General features: G+C 56.1%; 17 protein-coding genes, 1 tRNA gene and 5 pseudogenes. 9 read left to right on the top strand and 14 right to left on the bottom strand.

Annotation, left to right across the window (positions count from 1 at the left end):
* Positions 1–354: 354 nt before the first annotated feature.
* The gene (locus MUBE_RS17705; protein ID WP_243632927.1) at positions 355–801 is read left to right on the top strand and encodes a carbohydrate kinase family protein; all 447 of its coding nucleotides are present in this window, start codon (positions 355–357) and stop codon (positions 799–801) included.
* Here MUBE_RS17705 and MUBE_RS17700 read toward each other — a convergent pair.
* Complete coding sequence (locus tag MUBE_RS17700; RefSeq protein ID WP_243632926.1) at positions 798–983, bottom strand: hypothetical protein; 186 nt, start codon at positions 981–983, stop codon at positions 798–800. The genes MUBE_RS17705 and MUBE_RS17700 overlap by 4 nt on opposite strands.
* A 264-nt stretch (positions 984–1247) precedes the next feature.
* Between MUBE_RS17700 and ku the strand changes: the two are divergent.
* A pseudogene (gene ku, locus MUBE_RS07505) lies at positions 1248–2120 on the top strand (non-homologous end joining protein Ku).
* A 142-nt stretch (positions 2121–2262) separates the two neighbouring features.
* On the opposite strand, the gene pstA reads toward ku, so the two are convergent.
* Genes pstA through pstS form a run of 3 tightly spaced genes read right to left on the bottom strand, consistent with a single transcriptional unit; the run spans position 2263 to position 5306 of the window.
* The gene (gene pstA, locus MUBE_RS07500) at positions 2263–3177 is read right to left on the bottom strand and encodes a phosphate ABC transporter permease PstA (RefSeq protein WP_116540058.1); all 915 of its coding nucleotides are present in this window, start codon (positions 3175–3177) and stop codon (positions 2263–2265) included.
* A 17-nt stretch (positions 3178–3194) separates the two neighbouring features.
* Entirely contained in the window at positions 3195–4151 is a 957-nt protein-coding gene (gene pstC / locus MUBE_RS07495; RefSeq protein ID WP_243632925.1) for a phosphate ABC transporter permease subunit PstC, read from the bottom strand.
* A 42-nt stretch (positions 4152–4193) separates the two neighbouring features.
* Complete coding sequence (pstS, locus tag MUBE_RS07490; RefSeq protein ID WP_116540090.1) at positions 4194–5306, bottom strand: phosphate ABC transporter substrate-binding protein PstS; 1113 nt, start codon at positions 5304–5306, stop codon at positions 4194–4196.
* A 341-nt stretch (positions 5307–5647) separates the two neighbouring features.
* On the opposite strand from pstS, the pseudogene MUBE_RS07485 reads away from it, so the two are divergent.
* The 3 genes and pseudogenes from MUBE_RS07485 to MUBE_RS07475 all read left to right on the top strand — a co-directional run bounded on the left by MUBE_RS07485 (position 5648) and on the right by MUBE_RS07475 (position 8835).
* Positions 5648–6453: pseudogene (locus tag MUBE_RS07485) on the top strand (SDR family oxidoreductase).
* Positions 6434–7493: pseudogene (locus MUBE_RS07480) on the top strand (diacylglycerol kinase). Before MUBE_RS07485 ends, MUBE_RS07480 begins: the two co-directional pseudogenes overlap by 20 nt.
* A gap of 115 nt (positions 7494–7608) precedes the next feature.
* Complete coding sequence (locus tag MUBE_RS07475; RefSeq protein WP_116540056.1) at positions 7609–8835, top strand: Nramp family divalent metal transporter; 1227 nt, start codon at positions 7609–7611, stop codon at positions 8833–8835.
* Positions 8836–9518: 683 nt separating this feature from the next.
* Here the strand turns inward: MUBE_RS07475 and MUBE_RS15730 are convergent.
* Both MUBE_RS15730 and MUBE_RS07460 read right to left on the bottom strand, forming a co-directional pair.
* On the bottom strand, positions 9519–9695 hold the full coding sequence (locus tag MUBE_RS15730) for a hypothetical protein (RefSeq protein WP_165849759.1): 177 nt from the start codon (positions 9693–9695) through the stop codon (positions 9519–9521).
* 770 nt (positions 9696–10465) lie between these two features.
* Positions 10466–10630, bottom strand: coding sequence for a DUF1918 domain-containing protein (locus tag MUBE_RS07460; protein ID WP_243632924.1), 165 nt, complete (start codon positions 10628–10630; stop codon positions 10466–10468).
* A 768-nt stretch (positions 10631–11398) separates the two neighbouring features.
* Here MUBE_RS07460 and MUBE_RS07455 point away from each other — a divergent pair.
* The 3 genes and pseudogenes from MUBE_RS07455 (at position 11399) to MUBE_RS07445 (ending at position 13995) form a co-directional block, all read left to right on the top strand.
* Positions 11399–11471, top strand: a tRNA-Arg gene (locus MUBE_RS07455).
* 586 nt (positions 11472–12057) lie between these two features.
* Positions 12058–13552, top strand: a pseudogene (locus MUBE_RS07450) (carotenoid oxygenase family protein); the annotation flags it as partial.
* A 215-nt stretch (positions 13553–13767) separates the two neighbouring features.
* On the top strand, positions 13768–13995 hold the full coding sequence (locus tag MUBE_RS07445) for a hypothetical protein (RefSeq protein ID WP_116540053.1): 228 nt from the start codon (positions 13768–13770) through the stop codon (positions 13993–13995).
* An 18-nt stretch (positions 13996–14013) separates the two neighbouring features.
* Here MUBE_RS07445 and MUBE_RS07440 read toward each other — a convergent pair whose 3' ends face one another.
* From MUBE_RS07440 to MUBE_RS07400, 8 genes are all read right to left on the bottom strand, one after another.
* A complete protein-coding gene (locus MUBE_RS07440) occupies positions 14014–14457 on the bottom strand; it encodes a hypothetical protein (protein WP_116540052.1) in 444 nt (147 codons plus the stop codon).
* Positions 14458–14459: 2 nt separating this feature from the next.
* A complete protein-coding gene (locus MUBE_RS17695; protein ID WP_243632923.1) occupies positions 14460–14684 on the bottom strand; it encodes an ACT domain-containing protein in 225 nt (74 codons plus the stop codon).
* A gap of 715 nt (positions 14685–15399) precedes the next feature.
* Positions 15400–15873, bottom strand: coding sequence for a type II toxin-antitoxin system Rv0910 family toxin (locus MUBE_RS07430; RefSeq protein ID WP_116540051.1), 474 nt, complete (start codon positions 15871–15873; stop codon positions 15400–15402).
* A gap of 4 nt (positions 15874–15877) precedes the next feature.
* The gene (locus MUBE_RS07425; RefSeq protein WP_165849767.1) at positions 15878–16066 is read right to left on the bottom strand and encodes an antitoxin; all 189 of its coding nucleotides are present in this window, start codon (positions 16064–16066) and stop codon (positions 15878–15880) included.
* Positions 16067–16855: 789 nt separating this feature from the next.
* A complete protein-coding gene (locus tag MUBE_RS07415; protein ID WP_133297077.1) occupies positions 16856–17194 on the bottom strand; it encodes a hypothetical protein in 339 nt (112 codons plus the stop codon).
* 482 nt (positions 17195–17676) lie between these two features.
* Positions 17677–17907 (bottom strand): hypothetical protein, encoded by a 231-nt coding sequence (locus tag MUBE_RS07410; protein WP_116540048.1) that lies wholly within the window; start codon positions 17905–17907, stop codon positions 17677–17679.
* Between the two features lie 241 nt (positions 17908–18148).
* The gene (locus tag MUBE_RS07405) at positions 18149–19267 is read right to left on the bottom strand and encodes an MBL fold metallo-hydrolase (RefSeq protein ID WP_116540088.1); all 1119 of its coding nucleotides are present in this window, start codon (positions 19265–19267) and stop codon (positions 18149–18151) included.
* Positions 19268–19272: 5 nt separating this feature from the next.
* Positions 19273–20016 (bottom strand): enoyl-CoA hydratase, encoded by a 744-nt coding sequence (locus MUBE_RS07400; RefSeq protein WP_116540047.1) that lies wholly within the window; start codon positions 20014–20016, stop codon positions 19273–19275.
* Between the two features lie 27 nt (positions 20017–20043).
* On the opposite strand from MUBE_RS07400, the pseudogene MUBE_RS07395 reads away from it, so the two are divergent.
* Positions 20044–21511, top strand: a pseudogene (locus tag MUBE_RS07395) (carboxyl transferase domain-containing protein).
* Positions 21512–21581: the final 70 nt, after the last annotated feature.

The following is a 21581-nucleotide window of genomic DNA, read 5'->3' as shown; positions in this document are numbered from 1 at the left end:
CCAGGCGAGATAGTGTACCATCGGCTTAGTGATCCGTGTATAATATATCGAGAACGTCTTGCTCGGTGATTTTACAAGCCTCATACAGCAATACAGTACTTTGCCCACTTTGGTCAATATCACCTGGTGCGCCATCGAACCCATGGAATGAACGTATGTTGTCGCGCACTGGCATCGTCGGGTGACACTATCGCCTATGCCGTTGGTTCACCACACCCTAGGTCTGCCTTCAAATTGATTGACGAGATGTTACTATGCGGTGACATGACAAAGTTGAGTCCACGACACGTGGCCTAGTAGTCGATGGGGCGCTGATTGACACCGTAGAACGCCAGGACGCCACCAAGCATGTAAGTGGCAGTTCATTCAATGTTGCCATCGGACTGCTCAGGCTTGGCCGCGACATCGATTTTCCGACCCACAATCGGAGATTACGAACTTGGCCAACGCATCATTGACTACGTCAAGGTGTCTGGCGCACAACTTGTTCCGGACAGTGCCGACGCTACCAGGACGCTGATTGCCGTGGTCACAGTTTCCGATGACCGGTCGGCAACAGACACGTTCGGCCTGGAATGGGAGCTCTCCTGTACGCCTCCTGCCACGCCGCCGCTGTTTTGTGTACACCGGATCTATCGCCGCCGTACGCGAGCTGGGCTGCTTGGCAGTCGCGGGCCCTGCCCGGATGCCTACCAGCTGTCGGCCACGGTCAGTTTCGACCCCAATGTGCTTCTGTCACCGATCGTGAACCAGGATCTGTCCCGCGAATGCATCGAACATTGCGTCGAGCGCAGCGACTAGTATCTACGGTAGATCGATCCCAACTCCACACCGGAGTGGACCTCCCGAACTTGGTTGACAGCTGGGTCGGCGACCGTTGCGGTGACCATGGAAAAGCTGGGCACGCTAGAGCCGGCGAAGCCCGGATTGCCATCAGGAAGGTCCAGGTCCTGGATGCCGTACGTTATAGGGACAGAGCTCATTAGACGCCGGCTGGCGAAACCGGTCTTCAGTGAATCGGGCTTGACTCACTGTCGGCCGCACCGGACGTAGAGGCTCGGTCGTCGGCGCTAACTATAGCCCACACCGGTACCGACCTATCCGACTGAGCAACTATAACACCCTATCCTTCAGTGGGTTTTACCCAGCATTAACAAAAATGGAGAGGAGCGTATTGCCCACCGGTAAAGTGCACTATTTTCGCAGGTTGCGTCCTGGCGTGTCGTTATGCGACCGAGAATGTGAGCATACTAACTGTATGCGCTCTATCTGGACGAGTTCGGCTGGTGAACGTCCCAGTCAAGACGTACATCACGCACCCCAGGACTACGACATCAAGTTCCGCTAGGTGCACGTTAAAGACAACGTACAGATCCGATACAAGCGAGTGTGCGAGATGTGTGGCGCAGTTGTCGAATATGGTGATCTTGCCCGGGCCCACAAATCCGGCGACGGTTAAATAATGGTGATCACCGACGACGACACCGCCACGCTACCCGAGGCAGTGCAGCCGCGAGATCTCGGTACTGAGGTGCGTCCCGGCCAACGACGCTGACCTTAATGATATCCTATCGCAGGTATTTCTTGGGGCAGAGTTCAAAATCGTCGAAATCATATGTGTTGCTCGCGAAGACACTTACCGAAACCGGCTGGATGTCGATCATGCATTTCACGCTGCGTAACAAGATCTGACTAGCGGCATTGCGAGTCAAGAGCTTCGGCAAGCTTGAGGTGATGGTGGTGCACACCTTGCTGTGGCCAGAAGAAATCCGCGACTCTGACTTCCCGGTACTAGATAGGAAGGTTGACATCAAACCCACAGAGCTCGAGATAGCAGGACAAGCGGTGGAATCTGATAGCCGACGAGTTCAACCCGGACAGCTACTGCGACACCTACCAGAAACAAATGCAGGAGCTAATCGACGCAAAGCTCTAGGGAGGAAAAGCATTTACCGTAGAGGAGCAGCTAGCAGAGCTTGACGAGACGGAGGATGTTTCCGACCCACTCAACCAAACTGGAGGCAAGCATGAAGGCGTGTTCCAGTGAACGGAAATCCCCAGCGAAAACGACAACCGAGAAGAAGACTGTTGCCAAGAAGGCCGGCTCGAAAGCGGCTTAAAAGTTCTGACTTGCCGGACCTGTTATCGGAAATACGGTTCAACATCCTGCTCACTAACAAGGATGTCGTTTATCTGATGGATTTTCCGGATCGCATTCGCACGATTGCCCAGCGAAGCGACCAGGCTCTAACGCTCCCGGCGTCACCGGGCCATGCTACGCCGTCGGGTAGCCAGGAAGCGGAACGTCGCGCCGAAAAGATTGATCGCTGCCACCACAATGATCAGAGTCAGTGCCGCGCCCCAAACCCGCCGAAAACCCGCATATTCGGGATTGGTGAGTTCGGTGTAGATCAGCAGCGGCAACGAAGCCATATTGCCGTCGAAGATGTCGAGGTTGATGGAGCGGCTGTACCCAACCAGGACGAGCACTGGCGCAGTTTCACCTATGACGCGCGCAATAGACAATAAGATACCGGATATGATGCCTGGCGTTGCAATGGGAAAGACAATATGCACAATTGTCTTCCATTTGGGAATACCTAACGCGTAACCGGCTTCTCGCAGCTCGTCAGGTACCAACCTGAGTATTTCCTCGGTAGACCGCACCACCACCGGCAACATCAGCAAAACCAACGCCAACGACACAGCGAAAGCAGACTGTTGGAATCCTAAGGTGTCGATCCACAGGCTAAAAACAAATAACGCCGCCACAATCGAGGGTACCCCGGCAAGTACGTCAACCATGAACGTAATCATCCGTGAAAACCGTCCGGAACCGTATTCCACCAAGTATACCGCGGTCATCAACCCCAGCGGCACAGCCATGATGGCGGCCACTCCGGCCTGCGCCAGCGATCCATACAGCGCGTGGTAAACCCCACCAGCAAACTCTTCTGGCAGCACACCGCGCAACGAGTGGGTCCACCAATCGAACCGAGTGACAACGTAGAAGCCTCGCGCAACCACAACCGACAGCAACCAGAATAGCGGCATTAGCGCGATGAGAAACGAGGTAAGGAAAAGTATTGTCGCAACATTATTTTTGATCCGCCGTCGCGTGCTAATGGGGCGCAACACTACCGCTTTGACCGGCTGGTCAAGAACGTCACGATTCATCGAGGGCTCATCGCAGCTTACCCATTCACCTTTCCGCCGGAGATTGCGCGAGCGGCTGCGTTGACAATGAACGTCAGGATGAACAGTGCGAATCCTGCGGAGATGTAGGCTCCGGTCGGCAGCGGTTGGCTGAATTCTGGCGCCGCGGAGGCGATCTTGGAAGCAAACGTATAACCACCGTCGAACAGCGACCAATTGCCCGAGCGGGCGGGCGAACGTAGGATGATCAACACCGCCACGGTTTCCCCTAAAGCGCGGCCTAAGCCGAGCATTGCCGCCGCTATAACGCCACTACGGCCGAACGGTAGCACAGTCATCTGCACCACCTCCCATCTGGTCGCGCCCAGCGCCTGAGCCGCCTCGATCTGAACACGCGGAGTATGGCGAAACACTTCTCGCGACACCGCAGTGATGATCGGTAAGATCATCACTGCGAGGACGATGCCGGCGGTGAAGATGGTGCCACCGCCAGCCAATGACACATTGCCTTGTTTAAACAGAAACAGCCATCCCAGGTTACAGTTGAGAAAAGTCGCGATCGGCTCAAGTTTTGGTGCCAACACGAAGATTCCCCATAACCCGAAGATGATCGATGGCACCGCAGCCAGCAGATCAACAATCGCACTGAATGGACGTGAGAGCCTTGTCGGCACATATTGGGTTAGGAATAATGCGATTCCGATCGCCACCGGCACGGCCAACACCAGAGCACATACCGAACTCAGCGCCGTCACCATGAACAGGTCGCGGATACCAAAAGCGAGGCTCTTACCGCCGGAAGTATCGAATTTTGCGCTGGTGAAGAAATTCACATGGTTCGCGCGCAACGACGGCACAGCACGCAGCAACAGGAATATCGCGATAAGCAGGACCGCGGCCACAATTGCTGAACCAGCTGCGGCAGCCGCTAATTTGAACAGTCGATCGGCCCAGGCTACACGTATACCGACTGCTGCTTGCGTGGGCTTGATCACGGTCGCAGGCGCTAGCGAGTTTGGGGCCATGACGACTTCATATCAAGCGATGGCATTAGCCGCAGTCGATAATTTAGACTTGAAAGAATCTGGAATAGGAACATATCCGTTGTCCCCCAAGCTATTCTGTCCACTACTGATGGTGCTTTGCAGGAACGCCTTAACGGCCTTACCGACCTGGGCGTCGGGGTATTTCGAGCAGACAATCTCGTAAGTTGCCAGCACGATTGGGTAGGAGCCGGGCTGCGCTGGCTTGTAAAACGAGACTGTATCGAGCACCAAATCATTACCCTCCCCAATGATCGTGGCTCCGGAAATCGTCTTGCCGACCGAATCGGTGCTGATCGCGACAGGTTCTGGATCGGCCGACGTGACGATTTTGGCCATGTTCAACTTCCGCGCCTGAGCGAACGACCATTCGTTGTAAGTGATCGACCCTTCGGTGGCCTTGATAGCTGCCGACGTACCGTCATTGCCCTTAGCGCCCTCACCGACACCGCCTTTGAACGTCTTGCCGACACCCTTGCCCCACTCGCCGTTTGATGCGACATCAAGGTACCTCTGGAAATTATCCGTAGTTCCGGACTCGTCGTTACGGAACACAACATGAATCGGCCCAGCTGGAAGGGCGACGCCCGCATTCAGCACTTGGATCTCGGGATCGTTCCAACTAGTGATAGAGCCATTGAAAATCTTCGCGGTTGTCGGACCGTCCAGGTTCAGTGAACTCAGGCCGTTAACGTTGTAGGTGACCGCGATGGGACCGAAGACCACCGGTAAGTTCCACGCCTGCGAGCCGCAGCGTTGCTCTGCTGCGGCGTACTCCTTCTTGCTTAGCGGTGAATCTGATCCACCGAAATCTGTTTGATTGCCACTAAATTCACTAATCCCTGCACCCGAGCCATTAGCTGTGTAGTTCAACGTCTGACCTGGGCATGTCCGTTCGAACGCGTTTACAAAGCGGGTCATCGCGTTGGCTTGGGCTGTCGAGCCGCTGGCTTTCAGTGTCGGCTTCCCTCCACAACTCACCTGACCTGACGATGGGCCTGTCCTTGCACCTCCTGCAGCTGCGTTGTTGTCGCTGCCACAGCCCGACAACATCAGTGCACCAGTAGCCAGGAGCCCAATCACGGCGTCAAACTGGTTGAGCTTCAATCTAGTTCCTAACGGTAGCGTAAATGTGGCCGCCTCCAGTAGCGGCGGCACGCCAACTAGCCGTCTTCCCCGGAGCCATGAGGCTACATTAACAATGTTTACCTGCGGCAAATTTTGACTAGCCGTTCTGCTGATGGACAGCGGAACGACCACCGCGCTTACAGAACACTCGTTTCGAACATAATTTCGGTCAACTTTTGCCAGGGTGAGCGGTCATCAAGACTGAGGCGTTACATAGTCACACCCATAACGACAAACTAGAACCTGTTCTAGAAAAGTCGCCGGCCAAGACGGCAAGGCTTACTGCCCTGCCGACCGACAACATAACGAAAAGGGCCATAATGCTCCTTGACCGGTTCCGTCTCGACGACAAAATCGCCGTCACGACGAGTGGCGGCCGCGGCCTCAGTGTGATCATCGTGCTGGCTTTCGCCAAGGCCGGTGCCGACATCATTGTCGCATCGCGAACGCAATCCGAACTAGACACCTTCATTGAACAGATCCTCTCCGCCAGCCGCCGCGCTCACCCCGTCGCCGGCGGCCTGGGGATATCCCGACAGCACCGCACAGCTGGCTGGTCCACGCGGTCGAAGCATTCGGAAAACTAAACTATTGTTGTCAACCACGTCAGCGGGACCATGCCGAACATACTGCTGACCACCTCGACTAAGGACCCCAAAGACGCACTCACGTTCAATGTCGGCACCCCCACGCGTCGACCGTCGCCGCAGTGCGGGTGATGCTCAAACACTCCGGCGGAGACAACGTGATCAACATCAGCTCCACCATGAGCCGGCCGGACATGGTTTCGCCACCTACGGCACTGCCAAAGCCACGTTTTCGCACTACACTCGACCAGCAACCGCTGGACCCATGTCCATGCATCCGAGTCAACGCTATCTCACCTAGGTCCATCCTCACCTCCTCGTTGGATGCACTCACCTTCAACGAGACGTTGCGAACACCCATGGAGCAGGTAGCATGGATGCGCCACAGCGAAGATCCCGTCGACATTGCGATCGTGTCGGTGTATTTGATGTCATTTACCGGCAGGCATCTAACCGGCAAAACTCTGAAAGTCGACGAAGGCCTCATCTTCCCAAATCTTGACCTAACCAATCCCGACCCTGTTAACTCCGACCGCTAGGGAACCAGTCATACCCGTCGTCCAATTGGACATTGGCAACGTTGGCATCCATGTGCTCAGGACGTTTATAACCAACCCGGAGTTCGAGCGCACCGATATCTGAGTGCCATCGGATATCAAGGCAGGTTAAGGACACAGCAAAGCTTGCCGGGTTTGCCGATGTGACAGACGTGAGAGCCGGTACCGATCTGGATGCAATGCTCACCACCGAACCACGATGCGCCGTCTACAACGCGATAGCCGATAACTGGCCGTCCGAAGTCTTAGAAGACTAGGCGGCGCGTACTAACCATCGGAATTAACATTGCTGGCAGCGGTCCTGTCTTACTGCAGTATCCGTGGCAATAATCCTCAGAAATATCATAAAAACCTTGGAAGACGCCGTGCGTTAAGGTCATTCGAGCCTGTACGTCACTGGTATCTACCCAGGCTTTGCGAACGACCTGCTGCCGCCGGCATTGACCGGCACCTGTTAAAGTATCTAATAGGTGCGCTGTATGAAAATTATCGATTGCACTATCCTTGACAGCGTCGTTGTCATGTTCGATGTGAGGGGGTTTGGTAAGCCGTTCGACGCAGTCTTGATGTTGCTGAAACACGGCGTAGTGAGCTTGACGTGGGGAGCGATAATTAGATAGTTTGCCTTGCGGCGGGCCTGGGTATTTCGCTCAAGGGGGTCACCGGGAAGTACGTCTGCGACCCCGTCCCTGAAGAAGGGCTAATACCGGAGCAGTGCGATTCGAAGTACTGGGATAGTCATGCGGTGAGCGCGCCGTGGCCTTAAAATTACGTCACCCGGCTACACGAGGAACTGTATCCCGATTGGCCGCAACCCGCTCAGCCTGGCAGTTTGTACCGCATCGAAGTCACCGACAAGCCATACTACGCGATGGACATCGGCCCACAGTCTCTAGGGCGATCACAACCACGCCGCGGTGGTGGACGCCCCGCCGGGTATCGTGACGGCCTTGTATCTGCCCCTGGCCATCCGGTCGGGGCGCTATGACCCCGGCAACGTGGTGGTCAACTTGTCCCGTTAGACTCTCGGCATGCGCCCAGCGCCAATCCTCAACTAGCATTAACCCGCTTCGCCGTAGCAAGACTTGTTCGTTAACCTCGCTTACCTAGCGGGGTAACTGATCGAGGGACAAAACATTGGCGGAGGGCACCCAGGCAGAGCTCAAGGCAAGCTGGTATCTGCTCGGACCGGCTTTCGTCGCCGCCATCGCCTATGTCGATCCCGGAAATGTGGCGGCCAACGTCAGCTCCGGCGCGCAATTCGGCTATCTGCTGCTGTGGGTGGTCGTTGTGGCCAATGTGCTGGCCGGCCTGGTGCAATACCTGTCAGCGAAGCTTGGGCTGGTGACCAGACAGTCACTGCCTCAGGCAATCGGCCAACAAATGAGTCGTCCGCTCCGGTTGGCCTTTTGGGTGCAGGCCGAACTGGTAGCGATGGCAACCGATGTCGCTGAAATGGTCGGCGGAGCAATCGCCTTGCGCATCCTGTTTGGTTTACCGCTGCTACTCGGCGGGATGATCACCGGGGCGGTGTCATTGCTGCTCCTGACAGTGAAGGACTGGCGAGGACAACTCTTGTTCGAGCGCGTCATTACTGGACTGCTACTCGTTATTGCCGTCGGTTTCGCGGCCAGTTTCTTCGTCGCGACACCTCCGCTTAAGGAAGTGGTTAACGGCCTACTGCCACGCTTCCGGGGCACCGAAAGTGTGCTGCTGGCCGCCGCGATCATGGGCGCCACCGTGATGCCGCACGCGGTGTACCTACATTCCGGTCTTGCCCTAGACCGGCATGGGCACCTCCACGCGGGCCGTGACCGGCGTCGACTACTCCGCGTCACCCGCTTAGATGTGGCCTTAGCGATGGCGATCGCCGGAACCGTGAACGCGGCAATGCTGCTTGTAGCCGCGATTAGCCTCCAGCACCATCAGGTAGCCGCTTCTATCGAGAGCGCTTACGCCACCATACATGACACCTTGGGAGCGACGATCGCGGTACTGTTTGCGATCGGGTTGCTCGCCTCCAGCTTGGCATCCTCATCGGTAGGCGCTTATGCCGGCGCCTTGATCATAGAAGGATTGCTGAAGCGGTCTATTCCCATGCTGATGCGACGCTTGATCACGTTGTGCCCCGCGGTCGTGACCCTGGCTCTCGGCTTCAACCCCACCCACTCATTGGTGCTGTCCCAGGTCATGTTGTCTTTCGGTATACCGTTCGCTGTGTGTCCGTTGGTCAGATTGACCAGCAACCGCGCACTGATGGGTAACGATACCAACCATCCCGCCACAACTGTTCTTGGCTGGGCTGTCGCGGTACTCGTTAGCCTGCTTAACGTGGTACTGATCTATCTGACCGTAACCAGCTAAATACCATCCGGCCAGCACACGTATTTCGCATATTAGGTCAAGCCTATGCGTGAGGCAGATGGTGCGGCGTTGTCCCCGACTACGCCGATCCACAGCCTACGATACTGAGGGATCATGACTGGCTTACCATGCACGCTGGCACTGGACCATCGCCGAGGTGAATGTACACCGACCACCGATCCTCCCTAGTCCGGATTATCTGCCAAGAATCATCGATGGTACCGCCCACCGTGGGCTGCCCCAATGTTGGATCAAGTTCCTGAGTCAGGAGTATCCCACACGCTGGCTTTACCCGGCAATATTACCGTCCAAATTTGGGTCACATTTGCTTTCGTCGTTGTTGAGCGACCCCAAGGTTGTCGAGGTTAGTGAACTGTGTTCGCGTTCCGACCTTCTTGCCATTCACAGCGGTGGGTTGAGACAGACGATTGACGTGATCGCCGAGCGTTACTCAGCCGCCACAGACGGCTTGTCGTGGAATACCGCCACCTTGGCGTAGATTTTACGGCCGCAATCCGTTGCTGGCAAATGCCTTCAGATCGTTGAACGGAGGTTGCTGACAGTCAAGAATTTCTACTTCGGGCTACTCATTCGCTCAATCTAGTCACGCACGGCGCTGCAAGAGAAAGCACAACATACGGCAATCTTTGGATTCAAAGTTATCCAGATACCCGACCATGATGTCAAGGGTGCCGACCCGCCATCCGCTGCATCACTTGGCTGGCTTGCCCAAAAGGCTGCACAGTCGTGTGCTCGATCAAACTATCGACCAGACCAAACACCTGGCCAGTGACAACTCGAACGATCAACCCGACACCCCACACCACCGCGACAACCGGCAACCACAGTGACGCAACCAACCAGCCACCGACCGATGTAACGCACCAAGGTCCGCCATGCATGCACTGCGGCAATAACCACCGATCGAAACCACATCCGCCGCAGCGTCAAACAGTCGAAGAAACAGATTGGATCCGCTCACGGTGCCGGCTTGTATTGGACACTCGACCCCCGACGGGTCTCAGGCGGCTCAAGGGGCAACCAACACCCTCGCCAGTGCGGGTTGGGATGTCAGCAGCATCTCCGCAAGAGTCACGGAAGCCGAGGTGCCGCACCAGTACCCACCATTGGAGCCCTAGCCTTGCTTGTCGAATAAGGAGTAGCGTTTCCGCAGCACCACCACGGCGGATAAGCCCAGCTTCATCTCGTCCACACCTCGAACAGAGCTTTACGGTCCCTAGTCTTAGCTCGTTGGGCCGCTGCCGACAAACAAGATCAACCCAGCTTACGCCCCTCCAGTCAGGGTTCACCGAGCCGTGCTTAAACAAAAACTTGAACCCATTCGATTGGATACTATTTTGGGCTAGAACACATCAGCAACACCTCTGGCCAGAGTAGCCGACACGTCGGGGTCGTCATAACCCACCTGGCGGTTGGCACGCGCGACCGATGCTTCAATCAGTTTGACGTCGAAGCTAGTGAACGTCCCATCACAGCGCCGAACCTACACAGGCCACCCAGCCATTAACGCCGATTTCATCGGCTCCAAAAGCGTCTAACTGGCTCTTATCCTAGGAGGTAGCTGCTACACGACACCAAATCGATGTTGGACACGCTCGTCGGCGTACGCTTAGTCCACAGTCGTGTCGACCCCAGGAACAAAGGTCAACTCATGCTCGGTAGCAAGCCACCGCACCGCATACAGTAGTGTGCAGTCTGGTGCATGAACCTTGGTGATCAGTCCCAGTTGATCTGGCCGACCGATTTTGGTTCCCTTGGTAGCCGGCCCAGTCACCAGCCTTTGCCTTCATACAATTCTCCTGGCACCCGGCAAGTCAATTGTGCACACGTCCGGCCGATCGGCGGAAAGTGTACATTGTCACCAACTTGGATAACCAACGGTCAGTCTCCGTTTCGGTTGATAGTCCAAGACAGGTCCTTGAGCTCGACCACGCTACAAGCGGTCGTGGCGCGCCCCTCTACGATGCGTGGTTTGTTCCCCAGGTCCCCGGATAGGATTCGAACCGCATGTCTTTCAACGAACCGGATGCGGTACACCGTAGCGAGACACGCTGACATGTGCAGATACGCTCGGCTTCTCGATGGGCGCATCTACGAACGCTAGATCTTCGACACCGGGAAACACACATACAGGCCTGCTAGTCGCCAATATCTACTCACGCCACAATGCCGACGTCAGCTACCGCTGGCATGTCAAGCTCACTCTCTCCTGTGGCACGGTGCACCGTTAACGCATCGACGCCACCGACACCGATCTCGCAGACGCGACTATAACCACGCCGAGTCTCTTCACCAACCTGTCAAAACCAACACCGACGACAGCCGCACGAGCAGGCCGCTTAGCACTGGCCGCCGCGCAGAGCGCTTACCGCGCCCAACATAGCTATTATTATAGCCTATTATAGCCGCTATACTAGATATCTGCCGTACATCGACGGCCAGATTACCGTCGGGAAACGGCGCTAGGACGCCAAGAACACCACTGACACCCGCACACCGCTTCCACCGTCCAGGTTTAGTCAGGTATTCCAGAACGTCCCTGGCCCTCGTAGCTCAGGGGATAGAGCACGGCTCTCCTAAAGCCGGTGGCGCAGGTTCGAATCCTGTCGGGGGCACTTTGTGATCTGTAAAACCACCGTTTATCAGTTGACAGTTTGGATGAATTTAATCGAACTACTTTCGTCACATAACTGCGCGCAGCGGTTACCGCTGGCACCACCAAATTCCTTCGGTGCTACCAGCGCAAGCAAGCGGTTATTTGACCATTACCTGGTACTTGCTAGGTGGTCTTGAGGAGGCGTTGACATGTCGTTTGTATTCACCGTCGCCGTAGCGCCGACGACAACGGCCGAGAGTGCAGACCTTTCATCATGCTCCATAACGAAGCTGCCGCGTTGACAAGCGGCATTTTGCCCCGGCTGTCGACGCAGTGACGAAGACGGCGGCGGGGTATCTGGCAATGCATACGCCGAAGTCCCAGGAGACCATCGTTCCGGCAGCAGCGATCCTTGACCGGGTTGCTGAGGCCGTATTGATTTAGGTGGAGGCTGTTGGACGCAGTCACGCAGGTTAGCGGCTTGGCCGGTGGCTATCAGGTACAGAATGCAGAGAGAGTCGCCACATTAAACTGTAGCGGCACAACCGCCATCACGATCAGTTTCGCTGTCAGCACTGTAGCGGAATCCTGACGTGGATGTTTAAATTATCGGTAAATTCCTGTCCACTCTGCTCGAAGGCAACTACCACCACTACCGAACTAACCCGCGGCTATCACATATGACCAAATAGGACGTCAACAGTATCACCGCCATAGCGGGAGAAAGCCTCCGCAACCTAGACGGTATTTACCTACGCAACACCGAAAAACCACTGTACCCAGTGTTCACTGGCCTATCACCCGTTCGATGGAAACGTGATGCTGCACTTAGTCGGCCTCTGTTATGGAAAAACCTTCTACTGTAAAAGTTTTACCTGAACAGATGGATTCTTAGCCGAGAACACTACAAGCTTAGCCGCTGTGGCTCGGTTTGGCCGAACCGATACAATAGGCTAAACAGAAACAAGACTGGTGCTCTTGTACCCGAATGAAGGACACATCGAGAACTGGATGTCATCGTCCATCGAAGTATAGCACTGACCAGCTTCCACCAGTGCGGAGATCTATACCGCATCGATCCGGATTCCACCACTCCGCTCAGCAGGGAGATCTGGAACAGCCGCTTTCCGAGCGAATTTGAGCGTGCCAGCACATCTCAAAGTCGACAAAAGAACGGCGAATTGGTTGTCCAGTAAGCAGGACCCGTAAATGCGCTATGGTTTCGCCAAAGCGAGCAACTCACTGGCACAATACATCGATATCCCGCTAACTGCTACAAGACATGGTGTCAACCGAAAACTAGGCGGTCCTAAACGATTTACCGCTGTTTTGGGATCAAAGACTGTTTGAACGTAATGTGCACCCGTCACAGATATATCCTGACATGCTGTCTCGTTTCGCGGTACTCCCGCACCGCGGCTGCACCGGTGACACCCGGTGGTTCGAGGAGGATCTGACGTTCTTACTGCATTTCGCCAACGCCTATGAAAAAGGTAGCAAGATCGTGCTTGATGACTTCTTCGAAGGTTAACCGTACTTCTTTGAACACGGCGCCACTGGTAGAACGAAATGGGATCGACTCTTCCGCTTCTTGGTTCTAGGTATTTTGCAGTCCTGACTACAACCACTGGTGATTCAACCCGGCCACCGGTGCGGTCACAAGAGAGCAACTGCCAGAGTCAATCACCAAATTCGAGATTATCAATACCGACTACGCTGTTCGCAAGTATCGTTTCGTCTGTGCTGCCACCGGCAAACCGGACTGGTTCCTCTTCGACGGATTGGCCAAACACGATATGCTTACCGAAAACCAGGAACGTTACTCATTCCGCCACGGTATATACGGAAGTAATACCGCGATGGCTCCGCGGTCAGTAGTATACGGTGAAGACGACGGCTACCTGATCACCTTGATCACCGACATGAATGCCGACGTGTCTTAATTGTCTGATTTTCGACGCAGCTCGGATCACTGGCAATCTGGTGTGCAAACTACAACTGTAGAACCGTATTTCCAGCAGCACGAATTCAATCTGAATGTCCGGCACCGAGTTGCTGCTATGGAAAACCTCAGAATCCGCGGTAAGCGCAATTGTACTATTAGCGACACCGAATCAGGACGCATGCCGCACCGGACAACACATTGATCCCTGGAATTGACGTCAGTCAGCGCCATCCGGTTTGCTCGCCACTCATCGAATTCCAAAAAGAAAGTTCAATTTTTTTCCTGAAATGGTAAAATTGCCCTTTTACAAGGAATCCGCGTTACGCTACGGCGGCAACAGTGTAATATTCGTGCTGCCTAGCTGGAAATTGTGAAGGCGACCAATGCGCTCGTCGTAGACTACCGTGAGCGGCTGTTCCTGTACTTCCCTGACAAGCTAGGCGCAGGAAGGTTCGATCGTCGCCTGCTGCAAGGCTATGACCAAACCCGTGCAACAGCATCCGTACTGGGACGCGATGGGAGCCGTCACCCAATAACGATCAGGATAGCCACTAAAATCGTATTCGGCGTCAACAAGCCCGGCGACAGCGCCGGCTAAGGTAAATAAAAATTTCCGTCAGCCTGAGACATCACAGCCTGGACTGCCCCGCCCGGCGGCCACTGCTGCGATTACCGCCCACACCATTGCGCATACAGCACCACCCGCACCGATATAGAGCCCATATTCAGCGGCAATTGGCGGATTAACGTTGAGCCGATAATACCACAGCGTGAGTCCCACAATGAGCAGTGAAATGATCAGCGCAGCAATCGACGCAACTTTGACCGACAGTCCACGACCCATCATCGCACCGGCCACCAGTAGCGTCGACGACAGCAACACGATTAACTGGCCCGCACCGAAACCGGACGGAAGTTCCAGGCTACCATGCGTGCCACCGATAGCGTTGGCCCAGCCGTCGCCGTTGGCCTTCGTCGTAAGCCACGGCATCCAGGCGCTGGCCAAGACGATCGTGGCAAAAAACGCCACCAGCCAACCGAGGCGTAGTCGATAGGTCATGGTTACGACCCTAGTGGGGTACCCGATCGATTCTGCGGGCGGTGCGCGGTATGTGTGACCATCTCTGCAGTGAAGACAAGTCGAAAACCACACCTGTCCAAATCGGTCACCGCGGCAATACGTCCGTAGGGGATGTCCTCAGCCGCACATAACACGGCACCGCCATGTTCGGTGATCGCTTGCAGCATTTTGCCTAATATCCCCAGCGCCAAATAAAGATACTCCAATTCTCCGGTACACCATCCTCAGAAAAGCAGCGCCGTCCATCACGCCGAGAAGTTGTTGGTCACCGAACCATGCCGTGATATTATAGAGTTTGCTAGTGGGGGGAGTTTGCTCGGTCTGCTAGCGGAGGACTTTGCGGTAAAATGCGAAAGCGGCCAGGTAATCGTATGTGGGCAGTTTTGACATCAGATTAACACACTAGACTCGCCGATTACCTTGAAACCGCGGCGTTCCAGCGGCTGCCACAAACCAAAAGACTGGCCAGTCACCATGAAGCCTTGAACGGGACCTCCAGTGGTCTCGTATCTACCATGTCATTCGCCGGGACGACCGCGTGCATAATCGCATAGATTATATCGCTGGTGCGGAAGTTAAGTGGCCTAGTTGTCCGGCGATTGCATCTCGGACCGGTTGGCCATCAGGCCCGCCACCCTGTAGCCGCCTTTTGCGGCATTGATGTATCCACCGTAGTGGGGTCCGGCCGAGTCAAACGTCCAGCGGAATACCGTACCGTAGCAGTTTCGGGCACACTCGACGTCCGACGACGTCAAATCGACCCAATAGGGAACACCCTAGCTGCGCATTGTTACGGACGGAGCATGATGACCCCTCATGGTGTCTGTCTCTGGCGATGGGGTGCACCATTAGCAACTCGCGCCAAACCATTAAAGTCACCGACCGGAAGCCGGCGGTTGTTCCAAATCAGTGAGCCAGCGGTCAGCGATGGCCGCCACGACTCGGGTTCAGGTCTGGTTGAAGCCCGGAGAACACCATGACAAAGTTCTCCAACGATTCGCGGATATCGGTTCGCAGCGCAGCCGCAACGATCATGCCGATCGGTCCGAACAGCGCGGGGCCACCCAAGTGCACATCGAAACTAACAACGGAGCCGTCGTCCTTAGGCGCAACCTTAGCAATCAGTTTGACCTTGACACCGCCAACACCGTCTCCGTTGAGCGTCATAACTTCGGGCACCTTGTAACGCACGACCGTCCATCTGATCCGATTGGACATGCCCTTGACTTCGACATATGACTCGATTACTGTGCCCTTCTCCACCACTTCGGGCAACTTACTGCGCCATACTCGGTGGATCGTCAGCCATTCGTTGAAGCGGGACAGATCGGAAGCGCACATCCACGCCTCATCCGGCGACAGCGGTACATCGATAGATCCGGTGAGTTTCGCCATGTGCTTAGTTCTGCTGCCTACCCGAGGTGTCTGAGCTAACGGCCTTCTTAGCCTCTTCGGCCACCTTATGGATGGTGTCGGTGTACTGGCCTTTCGTCTTTTCGTCGACGAACTCATCGGCCTTGTCGATCACCGTCTCGACTTTATCGGCGTTCTGCGCCAGCAAGTCCTTTGCTTTGTCCAGAATTCCCATATCTATATCTTTCCTCATCAATTCTCAGAGAATCTTGGTGTTAGTACAATCCTACTTGCCAGATCATTATCGGCCTAGCTACCCTTAGCCGGGTCACCACCACAACCGTGTTGGTACATCAAGCGTACTGGTCCGAATCCATCACATTGTCTCGATCACTACAGCACCGATCACGCCGATTCCCAACACGGTCGACATCACCCAGCCATATTCGACGGGTCCAGGAAGAGCTTTTGCCGAGTCAGCGGCCTAACTGAAGATAACCACGTGGGCTAGACTGGAGCTAATGACCTAGTGTCAGCCGCGCCACTTATACGCACGGATAGCACGATCACCAGCAACGTAAACAGTGCCACAGTCGACGCCTGGTCCTGTTGCTGCTAACGGGCGTGACGACCACGGCAAGCCACCTCGTCTAGGAGACGAGAACCGCGCTGCCGACCGCTAGCCCGGCCGGCAGCGCCAACGTCAACATCCGCAGAAACCAGAGTAAACGCACTCGTTGTGGGGTGCCAGCGATAGAATGAACAATCGGATTCTGATCATGAATCACACCGAGATGGTAGCGTGGATGGGCTGAAATGATTACAGCAGCGGATCGGCGTTGACCAATTTGGAGAATAAACATACGGTACCCGCCAGCAGTGCCGAATACGCCGTCTTGGTAAAAAGAGGTTGGCTATACGCTCAATATTGCAAATTATCCGGGACCCCTAGCTGGCAACATAATGTAGTGTAGCAATCCTTTTGTCCAGCAACATGATCTTAGCCGCCGCGCGGGATGTGGGGCTACCTGCACCCGTCGCTACGCCGATACCAGTTACCCTTGAGCGCCAACACATCATTGACGCCGTCGCCGGTCATCGCGGTGGTACGACAGCGCGATGACAAGGCGCGCACGATGGTGCGTTTCTGATCGTGCCGCACCCTGCCAAACGTAGTGTGCATTTCCAACGCGTCAGCCAGTTCAGTTTGTTTCGCGGGGAGTTGACGAGCATCCGTTGTGTCCCCATGCAGCCCAATCTTGCTGGCGACAGCGCCAACCGATACGGCATTGTCACAGGAGATTATTTTGAACGAAAATATTTTACTGAAGTGTATTCCATTGTATCGCGGGCTTCTGGTCACGTCTTCTTCTCCAGCACCACCAGTGCGACCGGGGTAACACGGCTTGGCACCTGTGGATAGTCTACAGACCACGTAGCTGGCACCGCACATATAGAACCCACAACCCCTGCTCGCCGATCCGCTCGACCTTTTCAGCAGCACATCAAGCGCATCGATCACCTAGTTGCCATGGTCGCGGTAGGACACTCCGCTCTACTTGGTCGCCGACTTGAAAGGTACTGTTGCGGTTACGATCCAGCAGGGCAACCATCGATAAGTCTCGGCTATCGCCCACATGCTTACATTGGATATGGGCTTCTGCGCATCAGGATCGTATTGGAAGCGTGGCTCCTACTTGTCTGAAACTTCAACGCGGTTCACCGCGTGATTAGACCTGGCCATGGAGTCAGCGGATCTCGAACTCGTGGAAGACATTCCTAGCGGCGGTACAGCACCTCATAGGACAGGTCCTCCCACGACTCACCCACCACAGCAACCACTGCTTAAGCGGCTACAGTAAAGCTAAAGCTGTTGTAAGCAACAGGAATTTGAAAAATTAACAGCGTCAAACAGCGCATGTGCTCTATAGCCTGGCACCAATCGTAGCCAAGATCCTCCAGCTTGCTGCCTGTGTGATCAGGAAAGCCGGAACGATGTGAGTACAGATCAGCGATAGTCGCATTGCTGGTGACGTAAGGATAAGCCAACGCAAACCACGGCAACTGAAACACCACAGATGTGTCCCACCACCTGATGACATGATGACATAACCGGTCGCCGCATGCGCCACGACTTTGGCCACCCACTGATTTTGACACCAAAGCTAGATGTAAGACGGTTTCCGCGTCAACCTTGTTGTCTTGGCCGTCGCCTTTGTTTATGTCTTTTACGCTGAAGTCCTTGGTAGATATGGTCTTTCAACCATATGGGAACCGCAAACTTCCCGAGCGAACCGAGAAACGCCGAGTTAGCGAATCAGAGCCGCCACCATGGATGGAACCTCAACGGCACAGCTAGATCAAGACGTTGACCGGGGACAGGTATTGCGACCTGGACCTGCGCAGTTTCCGCGGCCACGAGCAGCCGCTCGACCGGTTCAGCCCACGGGTGAGGAGCCAATCGGAAAGTGCCCCAGTGGATCGGCATCAGCAATCCTGACCGCGAGTTCGTGACATCCAGATGTGCCCGGACCGCCTCCTCAGGGTTCATGTGGATGTCCGGCCATGCCGGATGATAGGCTCCGACGGGCATCAACGTCAGGTCGAACGGTCCGTGGTCGGCGCCGATCTGCGCAAAGCTCTTGGTGTAGCCGGTGTCGCCACCAAAATATGCGCGACGACCTGGACCTATCAGCCCCCACGATGCCCACAACGTGGTGTTTTGGTTCAGGAAGCGCCCTGAGAAATGCCGTGCCGGCATACAGATCAGCGTGAGCTCGTCGACGCGAGCACTCTGATCCCAGTCGAGTTCGACGATGCGGTGCTCAGGGATGCCCCACACGCGAAGGTGGGCACCGACACCGAGCGGTACAAAAAATGGGGCCCGCTGAGTAGAGGCTAACCCGACAACAGTGTCGATATCGAGATGGTCGTAGTGGTCGTGGCTGATGATCACCGCGTCAACGGCGGGCAGCGCTTCCAAGTGTAGCGGCGGCGGGTGCAGCCGATGCGGTCCAACCACGTCCGAGGGCGAACATCGGTCACTCCACACCGGATCGGTAAGCACACGGTAGCCGTCGATTTCCAACAATGTCGTGGAGTGACCGAACCAGCTGACCGCGAGCTGACCGGAGACAACCTCGGAAATAGTCGGTGCAGCCAACGGGATCGGCGCTGCCGGCCGACTGGCGCCGCGTCCACCGATAAACTCCCACGCGATCAGCCGCAGTTGCTCGCGATCCATGTCGAACACCGAAGCGGATTCGAGGTTGATAAAGACGCCATCTTGGTAGTTCGGAGAACCCTCCGCCACCGCCTGGATCGAGGCTAGGTCGGCACCAATGGCGGCCAGCACGCCGTGCAGTGCTCGCAACAGCCAACAGGCCCCCGCTAGGACGGACATACCAGCAGCCAATCGCAACGCTCTGCGCAGCATAAATATCATACCCCCTGGAACTTCGGCGGCCGTTTCTCCACCCGGGCGACCTGCGCTTCGATGACATCCTGGCTGGCCCACGCCTTGTCGAAGAGCTCCTTGTGCTTCGGTGACGCCTCCTCGATGGAGCCGTCATCGTTGAGTACCCGCTTGGCATGCTGGATCGCCAGCGGTGCCAAGCCAGCGACCTCGGCAGCCCAAGCCTGAGCATCGGCCAGCGTTCCAATGCGGTTGGCCATCCCGGTCTGCAGTGCGATGTCGGCGGTCAACTTCTCCGCTGTCAGCAGCATCGCGCGTGCCCGGCCGTGCCCTACCAACGAAGACAATCGACGAATACTCCAATTATCAAGGGCCAAACCGTATTTCGATGTCGGAAACTGAAAATATGCTTCCGGTGCGACAACCCGCAAATCACATTGCATAGCCAACTGCAAGCCGGCACCGATGGCGGGGCCGTTGATAGCGCCAATGACCGGCATCAGGGCAGCGTCCATAACCTTGTGCAACTCGATTAGCCGGTCAGGGTAACCAGCGGCAAACGCGTCTCCGCTGAGGTCCGCGCCAGCGCAGAACACTGTACCCTGCCCGGTCAGCACAATCACGCGTGTAGGCACCTCGCCGTCAGTGTTACTAGCTGTCTGCACAGCCTCCCGCAGCTCCTCGACAAGTTGCGAATTCAGGGCGTTACGGCGCTCGGGACGCTGTAGCTCGATAGTCATAACGCCTTCGGCCTGGTTAATACCGATCATTAGCCCAGCCTATATAGGCTCGTCGAGGTGAGTCGTATCACGACCGACCGACTCCGCGAGGCGGTGCTGGACGCTGGCTCATTCGTCAGCTGGGACCGCGAACCGTTAACGCAGCCGGTAACCCCGAGTCCTACGCACGGGAACTAACTGGCGCCCAAACCGCCAGCGATCTAGACGAATCAGTGCTGGCCGAGTAAGAGTACGTATTCGGGCGACAGGCAACAATAGTGGTCTGCGCATTCAGCTTCTTCGGGGGCTCGAGCAGGATAGCAGCCGCGGAGTGGACCACCGCCGCCGTGCAGCGGGCGACAGCTGAACGGTTGCTGCTGGCCTCGCCGAACTCTGGCGGCACCCGTATACAGGAAGGCACCGTTGCGTTCCTGCAGATAGTGGAGAACACCGCGGCCATCAGACTCCACAAACGGTCAGGTCTGCCCTACCTAGGTGTATTTACGTAACCCGACCACCAGCGGGGTCTTCACGTTGTGGAGTTCGCTGGGCCACGTCACCGTAGCCGAGCCAGGTGCGTTAATGGGCTTCCTTGAACCCCGGGCGTACGAGTTGCTATACGGCGAACCCTCTCGACCGGCATCCAGACAGCGGAGAATCTGCAGCGACCCGGGATAATCGACACTTCGTCACGCTGGATGGACTGCGAACGACGTTGGATCGTGCGCTGACAATTATCGCCGACGTCTCCGACGCCAATACCAGCACTGCAGCGACCCAAACCGATACCGAGTGTGCCGGCTTGGGATTCTGTGATGGCGTCGCTACGACCTGACCGGCCAAGTGTCGAACAAGCGTTGTGGCACTGCACCCCGAGTGCTGCTGTCCTACACCGGTCACGGGGAGGCAGCGACCACACTGCTGGCACTGATTCGATTTGGCGGCCAGCCCGCGGTGGTTCTCGGTCAGCAACGGGAGGCCAACAGGTTCGTTGGGCCCACATCGTTGCGAGAAATCCAGCGCAGCATGGCGCTGGCCGACCAAGCTACACCTGTCGCTCGTGCTAGTGATCGACACCACTGGCCCGGCGTTGTCGGCCGAAGCTAAGCAGAGTGGGCTGGCCGGCCAGATCTCCCAATGTCTGGCCGAACTCGTGACACTAGAGTACTTCGACGGTGTCGATCTCATTGGATCAGGGCAGCAGCAGACCAGCGCTGGCCATGGTGCTTACCGACCGAGTATTAGCGGCGCTGCACGGCTGGTTGGCTCCACTTCCGGCCGGAGGACGTTAACGCGATTGTTTTCCGTAACACCGCTCATGCCACCGAACTGGCAGCGGCCCAGGGCATCCTGCCGGCAGACCTGCTGACGTCCAGAATCGTCGACGTGATCGCCCGAACATCCCAATGTCGCAGACAAACCGATCGAGTTTTCCCAACGACTATCCAGCGTTATCGCCGCCGAGCTAAACGCGCTGCGCAAGGTACCCGATGCCCAACGTCTTGCGGCACGGTTGCAGCGTTACCGCCGCATCGGGTTGAGGTGAGCGCGGGGACCTGCGCACCGACAGTGCACAGCAACTTATTACCCCGTTTTCACATTGCCGAAAGTACCGG

Origin of the sequence: Mycobacterium uberis (genome assembly GCF_003408705.1) — a bacterium.
Lineage (GTDB): Bacteria > Actinomycetota > Actinomycetes > Mycobacteriales > Mycobacteriaceae > Mycobacterium > Mycobacterium uberis.
This window is presented reverse-complemented; position numbering and strand designations above follow the sequence as displayed.